Here is a 17,202-nt window from a genome sequence, read left to right on the forward strand (position 1 = left end):
AAGAATGACGTGCGAGCTTATGCGTCGACGACAACTTCGGCGTACGGGCGCATCGTACCAAGCTGGGCGGAATCCGTCCCGCGCGCCGATTCTTAACTGTTTGGGCTGAATGTCTCAACTTGCCATCGAGATACGCAACCCGTCCAGCGAAAGTTCAACAAATCTTGGAGTTTACGGATTCTAGCAGGGAGACCGCAGAGCGTTGGATTCTCTACTGGGTCTGAATTTCGCGATTTCGTGATTTCGTGATTGTGTGATTTTCAATCGCGAAATCACGAAATCAGGAAATTCCTGCCCTCCCCGTCCCCCTCCCCCTCCCCCTCCATTTCGTCGAATGTTGATAGCAAAGCAGTTCTGCCGAAAAGTGTGTCGCTTTGGGGAAAACTGAATACAACATCTTGGGTTTGAAAACTTGGAATTCCCATATCTTGGGATTAGCGCTGCGGTTTGTTGTCAGTTTCGTCTATTCAGCTTTCATCACGCGTCCAAACTCTGATGCACCGAAGCGACGGCCAAAAGCTTCGCAGGGAACGGCGAAATTTGGCTCGGGACGGAGAGTCACGGGCAACATGGTAGGCGAAAAAAAGGCAAATATCAAGTGTAGTTTGAAGAGCTACAACATCATTCGGGGGTTATTGTCCGGCTGCTTAGTTTCCGCTTTATGTAGAAGTATGTTGCGCGGCACCAATCGCCAGCAGCCGAGATCACCGCATGGCGTGTCCACTCCGCTAAAGCGAGGGTGTGATGGAGCCACGGTTCTTCGGGGCGTAGTTGCAAAGCCCATCGAAGTTCTCGCATAGCCAAGTCAATTTGCTTGCATCGGAGATATGCCGCGCCCAGGTTGGCGTGAGCTTCCATAAAGTTTGGATTTATTTGCGCAGCCGGTTTGAAGGCATCGATCGCCCCAGAGAGGTCGCCGGTTTTTGTACGTGCCATTCCGATTACCACGTAGGGTTCGGGATACTCGGGGTCAATCTTCAATCCTTTTTCGGCCGCGAGGATCGCGTCTTCGTATTGATGCTTATGGAAGTAGAACAGGCCGATGTTGTACCAACCAATGGCGAAATCGGGCTTTAATTCCACCGCACGCGAATAAGCCTTAATGGCTTCTGAATATCGCTTCAGCTTCCCGCAGTTGTAGCCGATGCTAACGAACAACGTCACATCATTCGGTCTTAGCTCCGCGGCGCGTTTGAAGGCATGAATCGCCTCAGCGTACTGCTGTGAGTTCACGTAATCGACACCGAGGTTGCAATAGGCCTGCCAATCGCTCGAGTCGATGTGAATGGCTCGTCTGTAGGCTTTGATTGCGGCTTTCCATTGCCGAAGTTCGCCATACGCAACTCCGAGGTTATAGAAAGTCTCCGCGCAATTGGGGTTCAGCCGAGCGGCTTCACGGTATTCTTTTATGGCTTCAGCGAACCTGCGTTGGTATGCAAGATTGATTCCCGTTTGATAGTGTTCGGCGGACCGACTCGACAGAGTAACTTTGCTCACCACGTCGGGATTCTATCGTGTTCGGGCTGGCGACTGCGCTTCCCTCCATTCCAGATCGAAAGTATTCCACCTCGCCAGGTTTCTATTGCTTCCTATGTCGAGAAAATCAGATAATCTGATTATATGAAAAAGAAGGCAATTAGCGTAACGGAAGCGGCGCGCAATTTTGCCGAGTGCGTGAACCGTGTCCACTATCAGAATGTGCAATATGTGCTGCTTCGCAATGGAACACCACTGGCGAGCTTAATTCCGGAAAGAGTCTGTACTGGACGTGATCTGGCCGAGGCGCTTGAAGGGTTCGATTTGCCCGCGGCTGAACGCAGGTCTTGGGGAAAGGATCTGCGTGTTGCACGCAAGAAGCTCAAGGCGCCTAAAGACAAATGGCGATAATGATCGATGCCGACGTCATTATCGGTGGAGAAAAAGGCACTTTTGATCTCCGCCGCTGGCTGGCTTCTAGGCCTGATGATGAGTTCGAAATTGCGGCGATCACCGTAGCAGAGCTGTGGCATGGCGTGGAGCGAGCAACGGGCTCACACCGCCTGCGGCGCCAACAGTATCTTGAGCGAGTGATCGTGACGCTATCCGTCGTTCCATATACTCAGCGCACAGCATATGAGCATGCGCGGATCTGGGCGGAGCTCGATTCGCGTGGGAAGATGATCGGCTACTACGATCTGATCGTCGCGGCAACCGCTTTGGAACGCCGAAGCCAGGTGGCCACCTTCAACAGGCGACACTTTGCTCAAATCGCCGGGTTGGACATCTTGGAGCCGCGTCTCTAGTCCCTCCGCGAGCGAACATCTTAATTCCTACTCACTACGAATGGCGTATATCGGGTTGGTTTGTGCGGAATCATGGCTGGCAGAAATGCCGATCCCACAGCTACCAACAGTGCCATTGCTAATGCAATCGTAAAGCTGGTCGGATCGAAACTGCTGAGTTCGTAGATCTGTGAGCGCAGTAAATGCGCGATTCCCATCGAGAGGGGTGTTTCGCGTTTGTGTGATTCACCCATTCGCTACCCCGCAAACGGTGCTGAAACGTCAGGCGACCCGCCGCGTAGAGCCGCTAGCGATACCGATAAAAGGTTTGCGTTCATGAAGAACGGCCCACGAGAGCCTGCACTTCTCTTGTTGCACTTTGACGCGCATTCCATTATTGTTTCGCACCGCAGTAACTGGCAGCGACCGTTACAACCCTCAACCGCAACGCGAATCTGCCGAAGGAGGTTCTATGGGCAAGTTTTGCCTGGCTGCGGTTTCGCTCTGGCATTTGCGGCGCTTGATCGGGTGTGTGCTGCTTCTCATTTTGGCTGGATTTCCGGCGCACGCTGCTTCTAACCATGCGAGCGCCGTTCTACATATTCAAATCACCGTCGTACCGACCGTTCAAACGGCCACCTCCCAACCAAGCTCGACTAGCCCGACAGGCTCAGTCACTTATAATTTGCAGCCGGCAACGACGCCGAAAATGACATCATTAGTCACGATTCGGCCGATTTCCACTTCAGGTGATACGCAGAACGCGAACCCCAGCGGCCAATCCACAAAACGCGCAGTGCTGCAGACAACAACGGTGATCGTCGACTAGCTATTTCGGATTTGCGGTGCTGTTGAGCTTGAGCTGACGCAGACATTGCGCGATCTCGCCCAGCGATGGCAACTGATTGCAAACTTCGCGAGTCAGCACACCGTCGGGAGGCGCAGTAGGGGCAGCACCGCTTACATCTGCATGGGGCACCGCCGGCGGAATCGGAGGCGCGGACGCAGTATTGTCCGCCGCAGTCGTTCGGGATGGTGATTCAGTTGGCGCTATTGCTGGTATTGCGGAGACTTGAGTCTCAGCTGCAGAAGGTTCGGCCTGAAGCGAAGCGGGCGGTGTGGAGGAAACGGGCGGCTCTGTCGTTGTGGGTAAGGCTGGCTTCGTACTCGTCACAGCGGGCACCATCGGCACAGGCTTCATGTCGGTCGGTGTGGTCGCCATCGGTGCTGCGTTGTTCCACGTCGCGGTAGTAGGCGTTTTGTCGAATTCGCGACTGAGATAAGGAAGCAAGTCTGAGTTCGTAATCACGATGGTGGCGCCCTGAATTTGCACTGGCTCTGCAGGCAAGGTCACCATGCCGCTGGGAACGTTCATTCCAGCGGAAACTGGCTTCACCGGAGTAACTGTCACCTTCAATTCTCCAGCGGGAAGATTGCGCAACAGGAATTTGCCATCCGCATCCGTGGTCGCGGTGGCGGGACCTGCGGCGATCTCTATTCCAGCCAGCGGAACCATCTTGAACTCCTGAGCAGGCGGTACGGCCGCGGGCTGATTGCCTGCTTTCGACCCTTTTCCCCGCTTGCGATCAGCCGCCTCAGCATTTGGAACTGCAGTCTTCAGCAGCACGGTTCCCGATATGGAACGAAGGGCCCGAACTGGAATGTCTTGGACGATTGTAGACACCGGGCTGACGTGAACGGCAACCGAATCGACAGGAGTGAGGTAGTTTGGCGGAATCGATGCTGGATCCAGCGAGAGCTTGTAATCTCCAGGCGGAACATCATCCAACTCAAAATCGCCGGAGCCGGCGGTTTGAATCTTGCGGACCTCTTTGCCGTTCTCGAGCAGCAGTTGAATATCCTGCATCCCTTTCGAATCCGGCTGGCGGGCGTTGTCGAAGCGCAGATCGTTATAGACGTTGCCCATAACGCGAGCGAAGTCGAGAATACCGAAGTTGACGACCGCAATTCGCTGCTGAATGAGATCAACATCGGCATCGCTGCGTGTAGTCATGCGTACGGGATTGCGGAACTGCGTAAGGGCAATCGACACGTCATGCTGATCGGCGGAAACGGATGAAAACTTATATCGTCCCAGTTCATCAGTAATCGCGACTTCTCCATCGTCCAGCCTAACTTCGACTCCCTGCATTCCAGGTTCTCCCGAATTGAAATAGCCATTGATGTTGTTGTCGCGGAAGACCCGTCCTTCAATGATTCGGCTGCGATGGAAGAAGGCCAATGTTCCGGGCGCAGCCATAAAGGTCTTCTGGAATCCGAAGGAAAGAAGGGTTGTCCGTTGGGCTGTGTTGTGAACCGTATCCCACAAAAACAGATTGTTGAGCGAGGAGCGGAACTGGAGCGTTGGGCGGAATTGGTAGCTGAACGTGTAGCCAAACGTCTGAGTCCAGTCGCTTGAAGAGCCGCCGTTTGCAGAGTGAGTTGCAGAGGCGGAAGGACTGAACCGAATCTTGGAGCCGAACTCAAAGATGGTGGAAACCGATATGCTTGTACCCGTTGGCTGCTCAGCCGCGAGCAGGGCCTTTATCTCGGGAGGAAAATTCGACGAGTCAATGAACCCTGACGGATCAGCCAGGAATTGGGCCTGCAGTGCGGGAGAGAGAAGGTTGAGCTCCTGGTTTAATTTTGACAGAAGCGAAGGCTGCACGCGGTCGTGCTCCACCCCTAGCAGTACAGTGTGGCGCTTAATCGGGAAGCTTACCGTATCGCGAAGCGTCAGCCGGTCTTCCGAATTGATTTGGAGTGGATCCTGAATCGATCCGACAGTGACCTCTGCATTATTTCCCACCTGTGGTGCGATTTGAGAATTCAGCGACACATCGTATCGGTTTCCGGTAGAGCTTGTACTGGTGAATCCTCCGGTATTCCGACTGTAGATGTAGTAGAAGCCGAGGTTCTCACCGCGCGAGATTTGGTAAGAAATTCCCGGACTTAAGTAATCGCTGCTTCCGGGGACGCGGTAGATGAGTCCGGGAGTAATGTCGGTGTGCTCATAGTACAGCCGTTGACTGAGGCGCTGCGTAATCCTGTAGTCCGTCTCTCCTTTGTAGGTGGACGTGCCGGAGAACAATGACTGGAGTTGCTGCAGCGGAAAGGTCTGCGTCGCTGCGATCGCGCTGGCGTACGCCGTCAAGCGATAAGAAGCATAGGAAAAATCGCCGCGCAGCATACGGCTGCCATCGTTGGCATATCCGGCTTGTCCGCCAAGTAATAGATCTTTTGTCAAGTGATAGCTGACGCCGCCAGTCTCCATGGCATAGGCGTTCCTGCGAATGCCCACAGGGAAATTCACCGGAATGTTTACGTAGCTTGCTCCGCCATAAAAGTTGAGCTTGTCAGTCTGCTCACGGCGAAAGCTGAATCCGGCCACATCGCGTGTACCGTTCAACGACAGGAAGTAATAAGGAGGTGTACTTCCTCCAAATAGCGAAAACTGATTACGATTGGAGCCGAGAGTGATTCCGGCGCCACGTAGCTCAACGTAGTTTCCAGAAGCAAAGTTGTTGATTCTGTCTTCTGGAGTTGCTCCTGTGATCGTCTGACTGAAATCGATCAGGCTGAATGAGAAGCCAGGTGAACGAAAGTTTAGTCCCGCGGTACGCAGATTGGTTCCATGGCCGCCGAATTGATTGTTGTCCTCTACCTGGCTGTTGAAGTTCATCGCATGATCCCCAACGTGCTGTTCCCAGGCGAGGCTGCTCAGCAGTGTGTGGTTAGAGCTGTTGCCCGAAGTTGTCTGTACGTCTGAAGAGATGACACCGTGAGCCATTTCCGCCTGCCTGCGAAGCAGGCTCGGAGGTATCACGTTAACTGGTCGGTCGATCACATGGACCACAATGCTTACAGGCGCGCCATTTACGTATGCCAGAGCCACGGTTTCGCCGCGCGTTAGACCGACGAATTCGATCGTGTCACTCCCAATTTGGGCATGGGCGATATCTTCATCCAGCACAACCACTGTGCTCACTCCTGGAGCCACAATCGTTCTGGTGGATTTCCAGTAAACATCAACGCTCGATGGTGTCGTGGGTTCTACCGCGAACGCGCCGAGGGCGCACACGAAGATCATCAGCAGCAATCGAATGGCTGCTCCGACCAAATCGTCGTAGCGCTTCAAGGGCATGAATCAGGTTCTCGTCAATTACTTGCTGTTTTCGCTGGAACAGTAAATGCGATCTGGCGTGTCTCAACCTGGGAACCGCCATAAACGAACGACAGCACAGCGGTGTAGTCGCCTGGCTTGAGATCGCCATTCCATTCCACCTTCATCGAATCTTTTTGCCCGGGTAAAAATCGCTTTGCATCGCTCTCCGCTTTGGCAACGAGCTTGTGTTCCGGATTCAGGATCGCCAATTTCGCCTGCGGAAACACGTGAGTGTTGCTCTTGTTGTCGACTGAGAACGTAAGTCTTAGCGCCTGATTGTCACTGGGCGGCACTAGTTTCAAGTCGTCGAGATTTACGTTGTAAGCTTCGGTGTCCTTTGCCGTGAGCAACACCAGGCATCCGAGCCGCATGTTCGTGAATATCTGCTTCCCATCCTGAGTCTGCTGGTTACTGGCGACCGGCTTCGATTCGACAAACAGAACGGCGTAATAGCCGCCACGAGCGTCCGCCGGAGGGGTGACTATTGCCTTCAGCTTTTGTGAAGCGCCAGAGGCCACTTCAAATTTGTCAGGAACAAACTGGATCCAGTTGGCGGCGGAGCGTGGAGAAGTACCCGGCGCATTGAATGTCTTTTCGTTCTTGTCGTTGTACCAGAAGTCAGTGATCTGGACATGTAGCTCAACCGCCTGGCTGCCTTTGTTTTGCACCGTGAGCGAATACTCAAACGGAACGCCAGGTTTGAAGTCCTCGACGATCTGCGCGGGCGCGAGCGCCAGCGATTGCGCAAACAACGGAGTCACGGCTGCCAGCAGCAGCGCAGCAAAAAAAAGCTTGGAAACAGTAGTTTTCATCATTGCACCGTGATTGTGTAAGTGAGTGTTGCCTTGTCTGCTCCTGTGAACGAACCACCGCCGTTCGCGTTCGAAACAAACAATCCTAGATATTCCGTTATGGAACTTCCGTTACTGGCATTGCCTGTGATTTGCGTAGGTGCGCCTGAGCTCTTTGAGATTGCGTTGTAACCTGCGAATTGACTTTGAGAGTCATATAGCTTCAGCACAGCCGGATGGACGAAGTCGGTACTTACGTAGACCGTGATTTTCGTGTTGCTGAAACTTGAAAAACCACTGAAAGCCGGTTGGAGTAGATACGGCGTCGAATAGATCACTCCACCCGGAGCTTGTCCATTAATAACGGTCAGGCCTGCTCCCGGACCGACGCCCAGTCCGTTCACAGTTCCAAAATTGGCGGCATAGTCGGTGGTTCCTCCAGCAGAAATCGGGAGTCCCGAAGGAGCAGTCGCTAGTTGAAGCTGGATTGCCTTTTGAATCGTTGTGCCTGGAGTATCTAAATTCAACAACGTATGACTGATGATTCCGTGCCGATTGTCATAAACGTCGAACATCACCGTGGCCGTGTCTGGACTCACGATTGAGCCGTTGAAGCTCTGCACCAGGATTCCAAGATATGCGGTGTAATTCGTGCTCGTCGTTTGCAGAGGCAGTACGACAATATCGGCGGCCTGAGTATTCGGAAGTGCTGTATAACTGGCGAAGGTATTGCACGGACCTGGATACGCGCAGCTCATAAGTTGGATCACGCTGCTGGAATTGGAGAATGCAGAAGATATGTACGCATCAACTTCTGCAGGGTGGCCTGGATTCGCACCATTCAACACAATCGTGTATGGCGTGTAGTAAAACTCGCCACCTGCGACTGCGATCTTTTGTAGGCCGATGGGATTGCCAATTCCCAGACCATTTACAGCGCCGAAGCCCGCGTGATATGTCGGCGTAGGATTCGCAGGATTCGGACCAGAGAAAGTGATGCCTGCTCCGGAGGTCGCCAGGCCAATCGTTTGCGCGCTCGTGGGGAGTGCAACCGTGAAGAAACTACAAGCTAGAAGAGTTAGGACGATCTCACGAGAGCGGTGAATTTGCTTCCCCAAACGCGACAATCCACGCTTCCCTTGATGCACTTTGCAGTCGGTCGGAGTGGATTGTTCACGTTGCTGAGGATTGTTGAGCATTTCATTTCCGGTTTTTGGGGGAGAACCGGAAACCCGAGCTTAGTTGACGGTTAATGTGAAAGTGACGGTAGCTGTCTTCGCGCCATTCATACCCGCGCCGTTGGTGTTCGCAATGTCCACACCGATGTAGCGAGTCAGAGCCGTTCCGCTGGCAACTGCGCTGGCGATCGTGTCCTGAGCAGCCACATTCGTGCTCAGTGCCGAAAATCCATTTCCAGCCGGAGCAGCAGCCGAGTTTGCGGTATCACGAACGATCTTGACGTTCGCAGTGGTGAACGGAGTCGAAACATACGCGGTGATTACTGGATTCGCTGCGCTTGGCTGCGAAGCGTACGTCGGGTTCAGTTGATAGTCGGTGTAGTAGACAGCATCGGTGCCGGTTTGCGCAGGAGTGAACTTCTGGCCGCAGAGCGCGTTGCTGACCGCCAAAGCATCGACCGTACCAAAGTCCATGGTGTAGTCCGGCGGCGCTCCACCGTTTGCGATTGCGCAGGCTGTTCCTGACGCGCCCTGGGTCAATGTGAGCTGAACCACAGAAACGACGTTTGCCGAAACCTGAAGTGTCGGTGAAACCGCGTTCGCATTTGTCGCGCTCGTGGCAGCAAATGTTGTGGAAGCCATCGTCAACAGGGTCGCCAAGATGGCCAGTGATGTGCGTTTCATCAGTTTGTTCTCCTCTTGAGTAATCCCTGTTGCCACTCGACGCCTCTGTCGCGTGGTTTAGGGGTAAATGCAAATCAGTACGGCTTTTACTGCGATGTTTCCGCCGCGTCAGCGGGCGCAAGGAACCGTTCCGTCCCGTGCACCTCGTCAACTACAGCCCGCACCTCGACCCAATTTGGGAATTCTTGAGGTTCCGAAAGGGTCTTGTACTTCGGGGTGCGTGGCCCAACATTAGGACGCTCTAATCCAGGGGTCAATGTAACGGGCGGGTGCGCACGAGTAACCTCCACCTTCGTGGAAGCTCAATGAGAATGGCAGTTCAGGTTAAAGATTCGGATCGCGAATGATGACCGAAGATATTGAAAACATGATGCTTGAACACGTCCTAAGATGGGAATTTGGCTCTCTGAATGCGATTGGAACATCGCCACTGCTAAGCGAAATCACTGGTAACCACCGTCACCAACGACATTGACGATTTCGATGCCTCAGCCGAGCAGGATTGATCCTGGAGCTAGCGCAAAATTACCGAAGACGAGACAAAATTGCTCTTCCCAAATGACACAACCCGCTGCGGGAAATTTCACCGCAGCGGGTTGCCGGTACGCTGTTGAGATTGGCTTGAGGCGGTCACTCTATGTGAATGGCCTCTGCAAACCTCCAAACTAGCGGAGTTCGCCAGGTCTTTAGAGCTGAACGCCCTAAGCCTCAGCCACCTCACGTTTATTACTACTACCATCAGAACTTTGCATATGTATGGATCGCCCTCCTTTCCCGTGTAAGCCAAGAATAATGGGCTGATTACCAGAAAGTCAATGGAGATCGGGTGATCGGGCCATCGGGTGATCTGCTGAAGTAAACAGCACACTTAAAACATGACGCGGATTGCGCGGATGGGACGCGGATGAACGCGGAAATTAGAAAGAAAAAGATTGGCCCGCAATCGATCACTTAACCCTTTGCCAGAAGACCTGGAAAGTCAATCAAGGTGCGCAACCAGTCTGGTCACTTCCCGAGGGTAAACAGCGATTCTGAAAGGTGCGCGGAATACGGCGAATGCTTCCTTGCAGGTTCTCAACAAATGCTTACGTTGTCTGAACAGCTACTAAAGTTCCGCGTTCATCCGCGTCCCATCCGCGCAATCCGCGTCGTGTTTTCCGTTCTCACCGGATGATTGGGCCGCCGATTTTCCTTGCAACTTCTCTGCTTCACAGGGCGTAATAGCCACAGGTCCAATCACGTCAATTCTCTAATGCCAATTCAAAACATAAGCCAAGGCGCCGCCATCGAGGTGCAGGGACTCGCCCGCGTTTATCGTATGGGTGAGTCGGAAATTCGGGCAGTCAACGACGTTACGTTTTCAATCGCGGCAGGCGAATTTGTTGCTTTGCTGGGAACGTCGGGATCGGGCAAGTCTTCCCTGTTGAACTTGATTGCCGGACTCGATACTCCGACTGCGGGTTCAGTCAGCGTGGCTGGAGACGATCTTGCTCGCATGTCGCGCGAGGAACTGGCGCGTTATCGTCGCAGCACCGTGGGAATGGTTTTTCAGGCTTTTAATCTCGTCCCCGCGATGACGGTTCTGGAAAACGTGGAGCTTCCGATGCGCTTCGCCGAGGTGCCACGGCAGCATCGCATGGATCGGGCGCGGACGGCGCTAGAGCGTGTCGGACTCGGGCATCGTTTCGATCATCGCCCCTCCGAACTCTCCGGCGGCGAGCAGCAGCGGGCGTCGTTGGCTCGAGCACTCGTCAATCGTCCCTCCTTGCTGTTGGCCGACGAACCGACGGGCAATCTCGACAGCCGTACAGGAACAGAGATCATGGATTTGATCCACACGGTGAATAAAGAAGGAACTACGGTTTTGATGGTGACGCATGAGCGTCCGCTTGCGGAGCGCTACGCGTCGCGGTTTATCTTTTTGCGCGATGGAAAACTGGTGGAAGATCCCGCAGAGGTGACCGCGTGAAAACCGGTGATCTCGTGGAACTTGCGACGCGCAATCTGCGCGAGTCCGTGCTGCGTAATTCGCTCACGACGGTCGGCATCTCGGTGGGGGTCGCATCGCTGGTTGCGATGCTCTCGCTCGGCATAGGTTTGCAACATCTGGCAGCTTCTCGGCTGGCGAAGTCAGGATTGTTTGACAGTGTTTATGTAACTTCAGGACGGCGAATTCAAGGTCCAAACGGACGACGAGAAAACCGCAAAGCGCCGCCTCCACCGCTGGATGAGGCAGCGCGCCTGAAGATGGCGAAGTTTGAAGGTGTCGCCGAAGTCTATCCGGATATTCGCTTCCCTGCCGAGCTGAAGCTGCCGTCCGCGAGTGCATCCGATCTCGCGCCTAAGCCGCCAACCCAAACCTCAACAAGTGAAAGTTCATCGCAAACACCGGAAGGTGCAAATTCCCGCGAGTATCAGCTCATCAGCGGACTACCGATGTCAGCGCGTCAGCTCGAGAGCTTCGACAACATGAAGGGCAAGTACTTCTCCTCACCTGATGCCGCGGAGATCATCCTGCAGAGCGACGAAGCCAAAACTCTGACTGACAAGCCCGCAGATCTTCTCGGCAAAGATGTCGTGCTGAGATACGCGTCGCGGCATTTGCTCAACGACGATGGCAGTGCATCGGCGGCTTCTCAATACGGCGCAGCCAGCGAACTGAGCGTGTATGCGGTGTCGCCGAAACAAGCAACTTTGAAGGTAGTCGGCCTGGTGGAATCGAAGGCGGATGCCGGAATTCGCGGCGCGGGCAGCGCCGGCGCATACGTCCCCATCGACTACGCGCTCAAGCTCGAACCGATGCAGATGACCCAGGTGCGCCTCGCAGGCGATCGTGATCCGCTCGCCAACAGTTACTCGGCGCTGATCGTGCGCGCGACTCGATCAAGCCAGGTAGAAGGAATCGAGAACCAGATCAAGCAGCTTGGCTACAATACATTTTCTCTGCTCGACGCTACGCGCAACCTGCGCAGGTTTTTTGCCATTCTCGATTTGTTCCTGGGGATCTTCGGCAGTCTCGCGCTCGCGGTGGCTTCGCTTGGGATTATCAACACTCTGGTGATGTCAATCCTCGAGCGGCGTCGGGAAATTGGAATCATGAAGGCAATCGGCGCGAGTGATGGTGACGTTCAGAAGCTGTTCTTCGCCGAAGCCGGAGCGATGGGCGTCTTCGGCGGTGCAATCGGAGTCCTGCTGGGCTGGATCATCGGGCGCGCGATCAACTTCGGCACGCGCATCTACATGCAGCGCCAGCAGCAGTTCACCCCCGACGATGTTTGGCTGGTGCCATTGTGGCTGGTGCTCGGAGCAATCGGATTCTCCATCATCGTGAGCCTGCTTGCGGGACTCTATCCTGCGGCGCGCGCGGCCAGGCTCGATCCGGTCCAGGCGCTTAGATACGATTAGCCGTCTGCTCCTTGTCATTCCGAGCGTAGCGTCTGTGCTTTTCGGACGCGAAGAGAGGAATCCCTACTGCCGCTATGTAGGTTGACTTCTCCTAGCAGTCGGGACGGAAGCGGATAGGGATTCCTCACTTCGTTCGGAATGACAAAAGGGGTTGCCTTCTGCGACACTCAAGCATGAATCCCCAATCCATCGTCATCCTCGACTTTGGCTCGCAGTATACCCAGTTGATCGCGCGACGCATCCGCGAACAGCGCGTCTTCTCGGTCGTCCTTCCCTGCACCGCGCCGCTGGATGAAATTAAGAGTTACTCGCCTGTGGGGATCATTCTTTCGGGCGGGCCATGCTCGGTGTATGACGACGACGCTCCTCCGGCCGACGAACGCGTGCTGCAACTCGGTGTTCCTGTTCTGGGAATTTGCTACGGACTGCACTTCATCACGCACAAACTTGGCGGAAAAGTAGTTCCCGGTCCAAAGCGCGAATACGGGCACGCTCAAGTCGAGGTTCTGGATCCATCCTCTTCTCTATTCCGGAATCTTCCGTCGTCGCTCTCCGTTTGGATGTCACATGGCGACGAGGCTCGCGAATTGCCCAGCGGATTCCGTGTGGTGGCCCGGTCATCGAGCGCTCTGGCGGCAATGGAGAATCCTGAGCGAAGAACCTGGGCGGTGCAGTTTCATCCCGAAGTTCATCACACCAAATTGGGAACGGACTTGCTTCGCAATTTTGTTTTCGAGATCTGCGATGCGGAGCCGAACTGGACGCCGCAGCGCTTCATCGACGAGACGGTCACGACGATTAAGAACACGGTTGGCGAGGGACACGCGATCTGCGCCCTTTCCGGGGGCGTGGACTCCTCAGTTGCCGCCGTGCTCGTGCATCGCGCCATTGGTGATCGCCTGACGTGTGTTTTTGTCAACAACGGCGTACTGCGCAAAGATGAGTTCAACAAAGTTCAGAAGAGCCTGCGCGATCGCCTGGGCTTAAACCTGGTCGCTGCCGATGCAGGTGAGCGCTTTCTCGCGAAGCTGAAGGGCATTACCGATCCCGAAAAGAAGCGCAAGATCATCGGCAATGAGTTCATCGCCGTCTTCGATGATGAAGCCGAGAAGCTCATCCGACGCCATCAGCAGGAGAAGAGTTCCAATGGTAGAGCTTCCAAGGCTGAGTTCCTGGTGCAAGGGACGCTTTATCCGGACGTCATCGAATCGCGCTCGGTGCGTGGGCCATCGCAGACGATCAAGACACACCACAACGTGGGTGGTTTGCCGGAGAAGATGAACCTGAAGTTGATCGAGCCGCTGAAGGATCTTTTCAAGGATGAAGTCCGCCGCATCGGCCGCGATCTGGGCATGCCGGAGGAGATTCTGCAGCGCCAGCCGTTCCCTGGACCGGGACTTGCGGTACGCATCCTCGGTGAGGTCACACCTGAGCGCGTGAAGCTGCTTCAGGAAGCTGACGACATCGTGGTTTCAGAAATCAAGGCGGCTGGGCTGTATACGCAAATCTGGCAGTCATTTGCGGTGCTGCTGCCCGTTATGTCGGTCGGCGTGATGGGAGACTATCGCACTTATGCGTACACCTGTGCGATTCGCGCGGTTCACTCCGAAGACGGCATGACCGCCGACTGGGTGCCGCTTCCCTACGAGGTGCTGCGCACAATTTCAAGCCGGATCGTCAATGAGGTTCGCGGAATCAACCGTGTGGTGTACGACATTACTTCTAAGCCTCCTGGCACGATCGAGTGGGAATAGGCTTTGCTACTATCTCCTCACCAATGCCATCGACCGGCGAAAACGTAATCCGCATTGAAGCGGAGGCTCTCACCGCGCTTGCGAATCGGCTTGCAGGCCCGATGAAGCATGACTTTGAGAGCGCGATCGATCTTCTCTTTCGTTGCTCGGCACGCGTCGTGGTTACCGGAATGGGAAAGAGCGGTATCATCGCCCAGAAGATCGCGGCCACGCTCAGCTCGACCGGTACGCCCTCCTTGTTCATGCATCCGGCGGAAGCATTGCATGGGGACCTCGGAATGGTCGCGAGTGGCGACGTGGTAATCGCGCTCTCCTCCAGCGGCGAAACTGAAGAACTCCTAAAGCTGTTAGCGAAGATCAAGCGCGTGGGAGATGCGCTGATCTCGTTCACGTGCGATGTGAAGTCCACACTGGCTCAAGCTTCCGATGTAGCTCTCGACTGCTCCGTTCCGCGGGAAGGATGCAATCTGGGCCTTGCTCCTACGGCAAGTACAACGGCAATGCTTGCCCTTGGAGATGCGATCGCTGTAGCGCTCTCAGAGAGGCGCGGATTCAGGGAAGAGGATTTTGCTGAGCTGCATCCAGGCGGAAAACTTGGCAAGAAGCTGATGCGTGTTTCAGACTTCATGCATGCGGGCGACGCGCTTCCGCGGGTCTCGCCCGATACGGCAATGCACGAAGTGATCTACGAAATGTCACGTAAGAAACTGGGCATGACGACGGTAGCCCAGAATGGGAAATTGTTGGGAGTAATCAGCGATGGGGACCTTCGCCGCCTGCTGGAGCGCCGCGGCAAAGATGCGATGGATCTGAAAGCCGGTGAGTGCATGACCGGGACGCCGGTGACCGTGAATCCTTCTACGTTCGCAATGACTGCGCTCAATTTAATGGAGCAGCGAAAAATCACATCGCTCGTGGTTGTTGAAGACGACTCGCAACTGCTGGGCGTTGTGCATCTGCATGATCTGTGGGGAACGGAATCGATCTAGTCATCGATGATCGGGCCATCGGGTCAATGGGCGAAGCGAGGCTTCCGTACTCGCGATTAGTAGCAGGCAAAATAACTACTAGCGGTCAAAACTGCCTAGGCTAAGCACTTTTTGCCTATGCTTATTGCCTATCGCCCGGCTTTGGTTCTTACTTCACCCGATGGCCCGATTCAATACTGAGCCTTCGCTACAATAGAACTCTTACCCATGCATCGTTGGTCACAGCTATTCATCCCCACATTGCGCGAAGCTCCTGCCGACGCCGAAGTAGCCAGTCACAAGTTTCTGGTGCGCGCCGGATATGTCCGCCAGCTCGCCGCCGGCATTTACTCCTATCTCTTCATGGGCCAACGGTCCATCAATAAGATCATCAGGATCGTCCGAGAGGAGATGGACAAGATTGGGCAGGAGTTCCTGTTGCCCGCACTGAATCCGCGCGAGCTGTGGGAGGCCAGCGGTCGGTGGTCGGTGATGGGCGACAACATGTTTCGCCTGAAGGACCGCAACGGACGCGACCTCTGCCTCGGCATGACCCACGAAGAAGTCATGACGGAGATTGCGCGCAAGGAGCTGCGCAGCTACAAGCAGCTGCCCCAGATCTGGTATCAGATTCAGACCAAGTTCCGCGACGAGCCTCGTCCCAAATCGGGACTGCTGCGCGTTCGGCAGTTCATCATGAAGGACTCGTATTCGTTCGATATCGATCCGGCTGGCCTGGACGTCTCTTACCGCAAGCACTACGACGCCTACACGGCCTCGTTTACCCGCTGTGGATTGAGGTTCGTTGTCGTCGAAGCGCACTCCGGCGCGATGGGTGGATCGCAATCGCACGAGTTCATGGTCTACACGGATGCGGGCGAAGACATGGTCGCAAGCTGCCCGAAGTGCGGCTATGCTGCCAACCTGGAAAAGGCGACATCCCGCCTGCAGGTAGTAGAGGACCTGAAAGCCACTGGGAACGGCTCTCCCGAATTAGTACATACGCCCGGCAAGAAGACGATCGAAGATGTTGCGCAGTACCTTGGCGTCTCACCAAAACAGAAGATCAAAACGCTGGCCCTGATTGGAACCTGGGATAGCAAAGATGGGAAGCACACAGATCGCCCTGTCGCGGTTTTCGTACGCGGCGACCATATGTTGAACGAGGCCAAGCTGCTGGCCACACTGGGCGCCCGCGAAATTCGGCCCATGCACGCGGAGGAAATTGAGCAGGCCTTCAAATCTCCTGCCGGTTATCTCGGTCCAATCGGCCTGAACGGGCTCGAAGTCGTCGTCGATACAGCCCTTGAAGGCCGAACGAATCTTATCGCCGGCGCCAACAGAGAGGAGTACCACCTGCGCAACGTCACTCCTGGCCGCGATTTCGCAGTCAAGCAATATGTGGATGTGCGCAACGTGGAGCCGGGGGAAGGCTGCCCCAATTGCGGAACGCCGATGGTGGTTGCAAAAGCCGTCGAGATCGGACACATCTTCAAGTTGGGCTACAAGTACTCAGAGTCGATGGGCGCGCGCGTGCTCGATCAATCGGGCAAGGAAGTTGCTCCCATTATGGGAAGCTATGGTATTGGCATCGAGCGCATCCTTACGTCGGCAATCGAGCAAAGCAACGACAATGAGGGCTTCTGGCTTCCGCGCAGCATTGCGCCCTTCGACGTAGTGGTCACATCTACGAACGTCGCTGATAGCACTATTCGCAGCACCGGCGAGGAACTCGCCGCGAAGCTGAGCGCGGCGGGATTCGACGTGCTACTGGACGACCGCGAAGACCGCGCCGGCGTGAAGTTCAAAGACGCTGATCTAGTAGGAATCCCTTACAGAATCAATGTTGGCAAGAAGGTTACCGAAGGTAGGGTTGAGCTCGTACAACGCTCGACACGTCAAATTACCGATGCTACGATGGCCGAAATTACTGACAAATTAAGCCAAATTGCGCAGTAATTGTGGCCTTCAGCCATGCAGAGACTTAAAGCACTGT

General features: G+C 54.9%; 13 protein-coding genes. 8 read left to right on the forward strand and 5 right to left on the reverse strand.

Going from position 1 to position 17,202, the window contains the following annotated elements:
• Positions 1-621 precede the first annotated feature (621 nt).
• Positions 622-1,497 carry a tetratricopeptide repeat protein gene (locus tag VFU50_20990; protein HEU5235346.1) on the reverse strand — a complete coding sequence of 292 codons (876 nt, stop codon included), beginning with the start codon at positions 1,495-1,497 and terminating at the stop codon, positions 622-624.
• Between the two features lie 123 nt (positions 1,498-1,620).
• On the opposite strand from VFU50_20990, the gene VFU50_20995 reads away from it, so the two are divergent.
• The 3 genes from VFU50_20995 (at position 1,621) to VFU50_21005 (ending at position 3,090) form a co-directional block, all read left to right on the forward strand.
• Complete coding sequence (locus VFU50_20995; GenBank protein ID HEU5235347.1) at positions 1,621-1,887, forward strand: hypothetical protein; 267 nt, start codon at positions 1,621-1,623, stop codon at positions 1,885-1,887.
• A complete protein-coding gene (locus VFU50_21000; protein ID HEU5235348.1) occupies positions 1,878-2,282 on the forward strand; it encodes a PIN domain-containing protein in 405 nt (134 codons plus the stop codon). Before VFU50_20995 ends, VFU50_21000 begins: the two co-directional genes overlap by 10 nt.
• Positions 2,283-2,733: 451 nt before the next feature.
• The gene (locus VFU50_21005; protein ID HEU5235349.1) at positions 2,734-3,090 is read left to right on the forward strand and encodes a hypothetical protein; all 357 of its coding nucleotides are present in this window, start codon (positions 2,734-2,736) and stop codon (positions 3,088-3,090) included.
• On the opposite strand, the gene VFU50_21010 is transcribed toward VFU50_21005, so the two are convergent.
• Genes VFU50_21010 through VFU50_21025 form a run of 4 tightly spaced genes read right to left on the reverse strand, consistent with a single transcriptional unit; the run spans position 3,091 to position 9,079 of the window.
• Positions 3,091-6,405 carry an SdrD B-like domain-containing protein gene (locus VFU50_21010; protein ID HEU5235350.1) on the reverse strand — a complete coding sequence of 1,105 codons (3,315 nt, stop codon included), beginning with the start codon at positions 6,403-6,405 and terminating at the stop codon, positions 3,091-3,093.
• A 14-nt stretch (positions 6,406-6,419) separates the two neighbouring features.
• Complete coding sequence (locus tag VFU50_21015; protein ID HEU5235351.1) at positions 6,420-7,241, reverse strand: hypothetical protein; 822 nt, start codon at positions 7,239-7,241, stop codon at positions 6,420-6,422.
• A complete protein-coding gene (locus VFU50_21020; GenBank protein HEU5235352.1) occupies positions 7,238-8,416 on the reverse strand; it encodes a hypothetical protein in 1,179 nt (392 codons plus the stop codon). Before VFU50_21020 ends, VFU50_21015 begins: the two co-directional genes overlap by 4 nt.
• 39 nt (positions 8,417-8,455) lie before the next feature.
• Positions 8,456-9,079: a hypothetical protein gene (locus VFU50_21025; protein HEU5235353.1), complete on the reverse strand. Its 624-nt coding sequence runs from the start codon at positions 9,077-9,079 to the stop codon at positions 8,456-8,458.
• 1,252 nt (positions 9,080-10,331) lie between these two features.
• Here VFU50_21025 and VFU50_21030 point away from each other — a divergent pair.
• From VFU50_21030 to VFU50_21050, 5 genes are all read left to right on the forward strand, one after another.
• Positions 10,332-11,048, forward strand: coding sequence for an ABC transporter ATP-binding protein (locus VFU50_21030; GenBank protein ID HEU5235354.1), 717 nt, complete (start codon positions 10,332-10,334; stop codon positions 11,046-11,048).
• Positions 11,045-12,484, forward strand: coding sequence for an FtsX-like permease family protein (locus VFU50_21035; protein HEU5235355.1), 1,440 nt, complete (start codon positions 11,045-11,047; stop codon positions 12,482-12,484). Before VFU50_21030 ends, VFU50_21035 begins: the two co-directional genes overlap by 4 nt.
• Positions 12,485-12,657: 173 nt before the next feature.
• The gene (gene guaA / locus VFU50_21040) at positions 12,658-14,238 is read left to right on the forward strand and encodes a glutamine-hydrolyzing GMP synthase (GenBank protein ID HEU5235356.1); all 1,581 of its coding nucleotides are present in this window, start codon (positions 12,658-12,660) and stop codon (positions 14,236-14,238) included.
• 23 nt (positions 14,239-14,261) lie between these two features.
• Positions 14,262-15,227 (forward strand): KpsF/GutQ family sugar-phosphate isomerase, encoded by a 966-nt coding sequence (locus tag VFU50_21045; protein ID HEU5235357.1) that lies wholly within the window; start codon positions 14,262-14,264, stop codon positions 15,225-15,227.
• A gap of 207 nt (positions 15,228-15,434) precedes the next feature.
• Positions 15,435-17,165, forward strand: a complete 1,731-nt coding sequence (locus tag VFU50_21050) for a proline--tRNA ligase (protein ID HEU5235358.1) — start codon at positions 15,435-15,437, stop codon at positions 17,163-17,165.
• The last annotated feature ends 37 nt before the right edge of the window (positions 17,166-17,202 follow it).

The organism is Terriglobales bacterium (genome assembly GCA_035764005.1).
GTDB lineage: Bacteria > Acidobacteriota > Terriglobia > Terriglobales > Acidobacteriaceae > Gp1-AA112.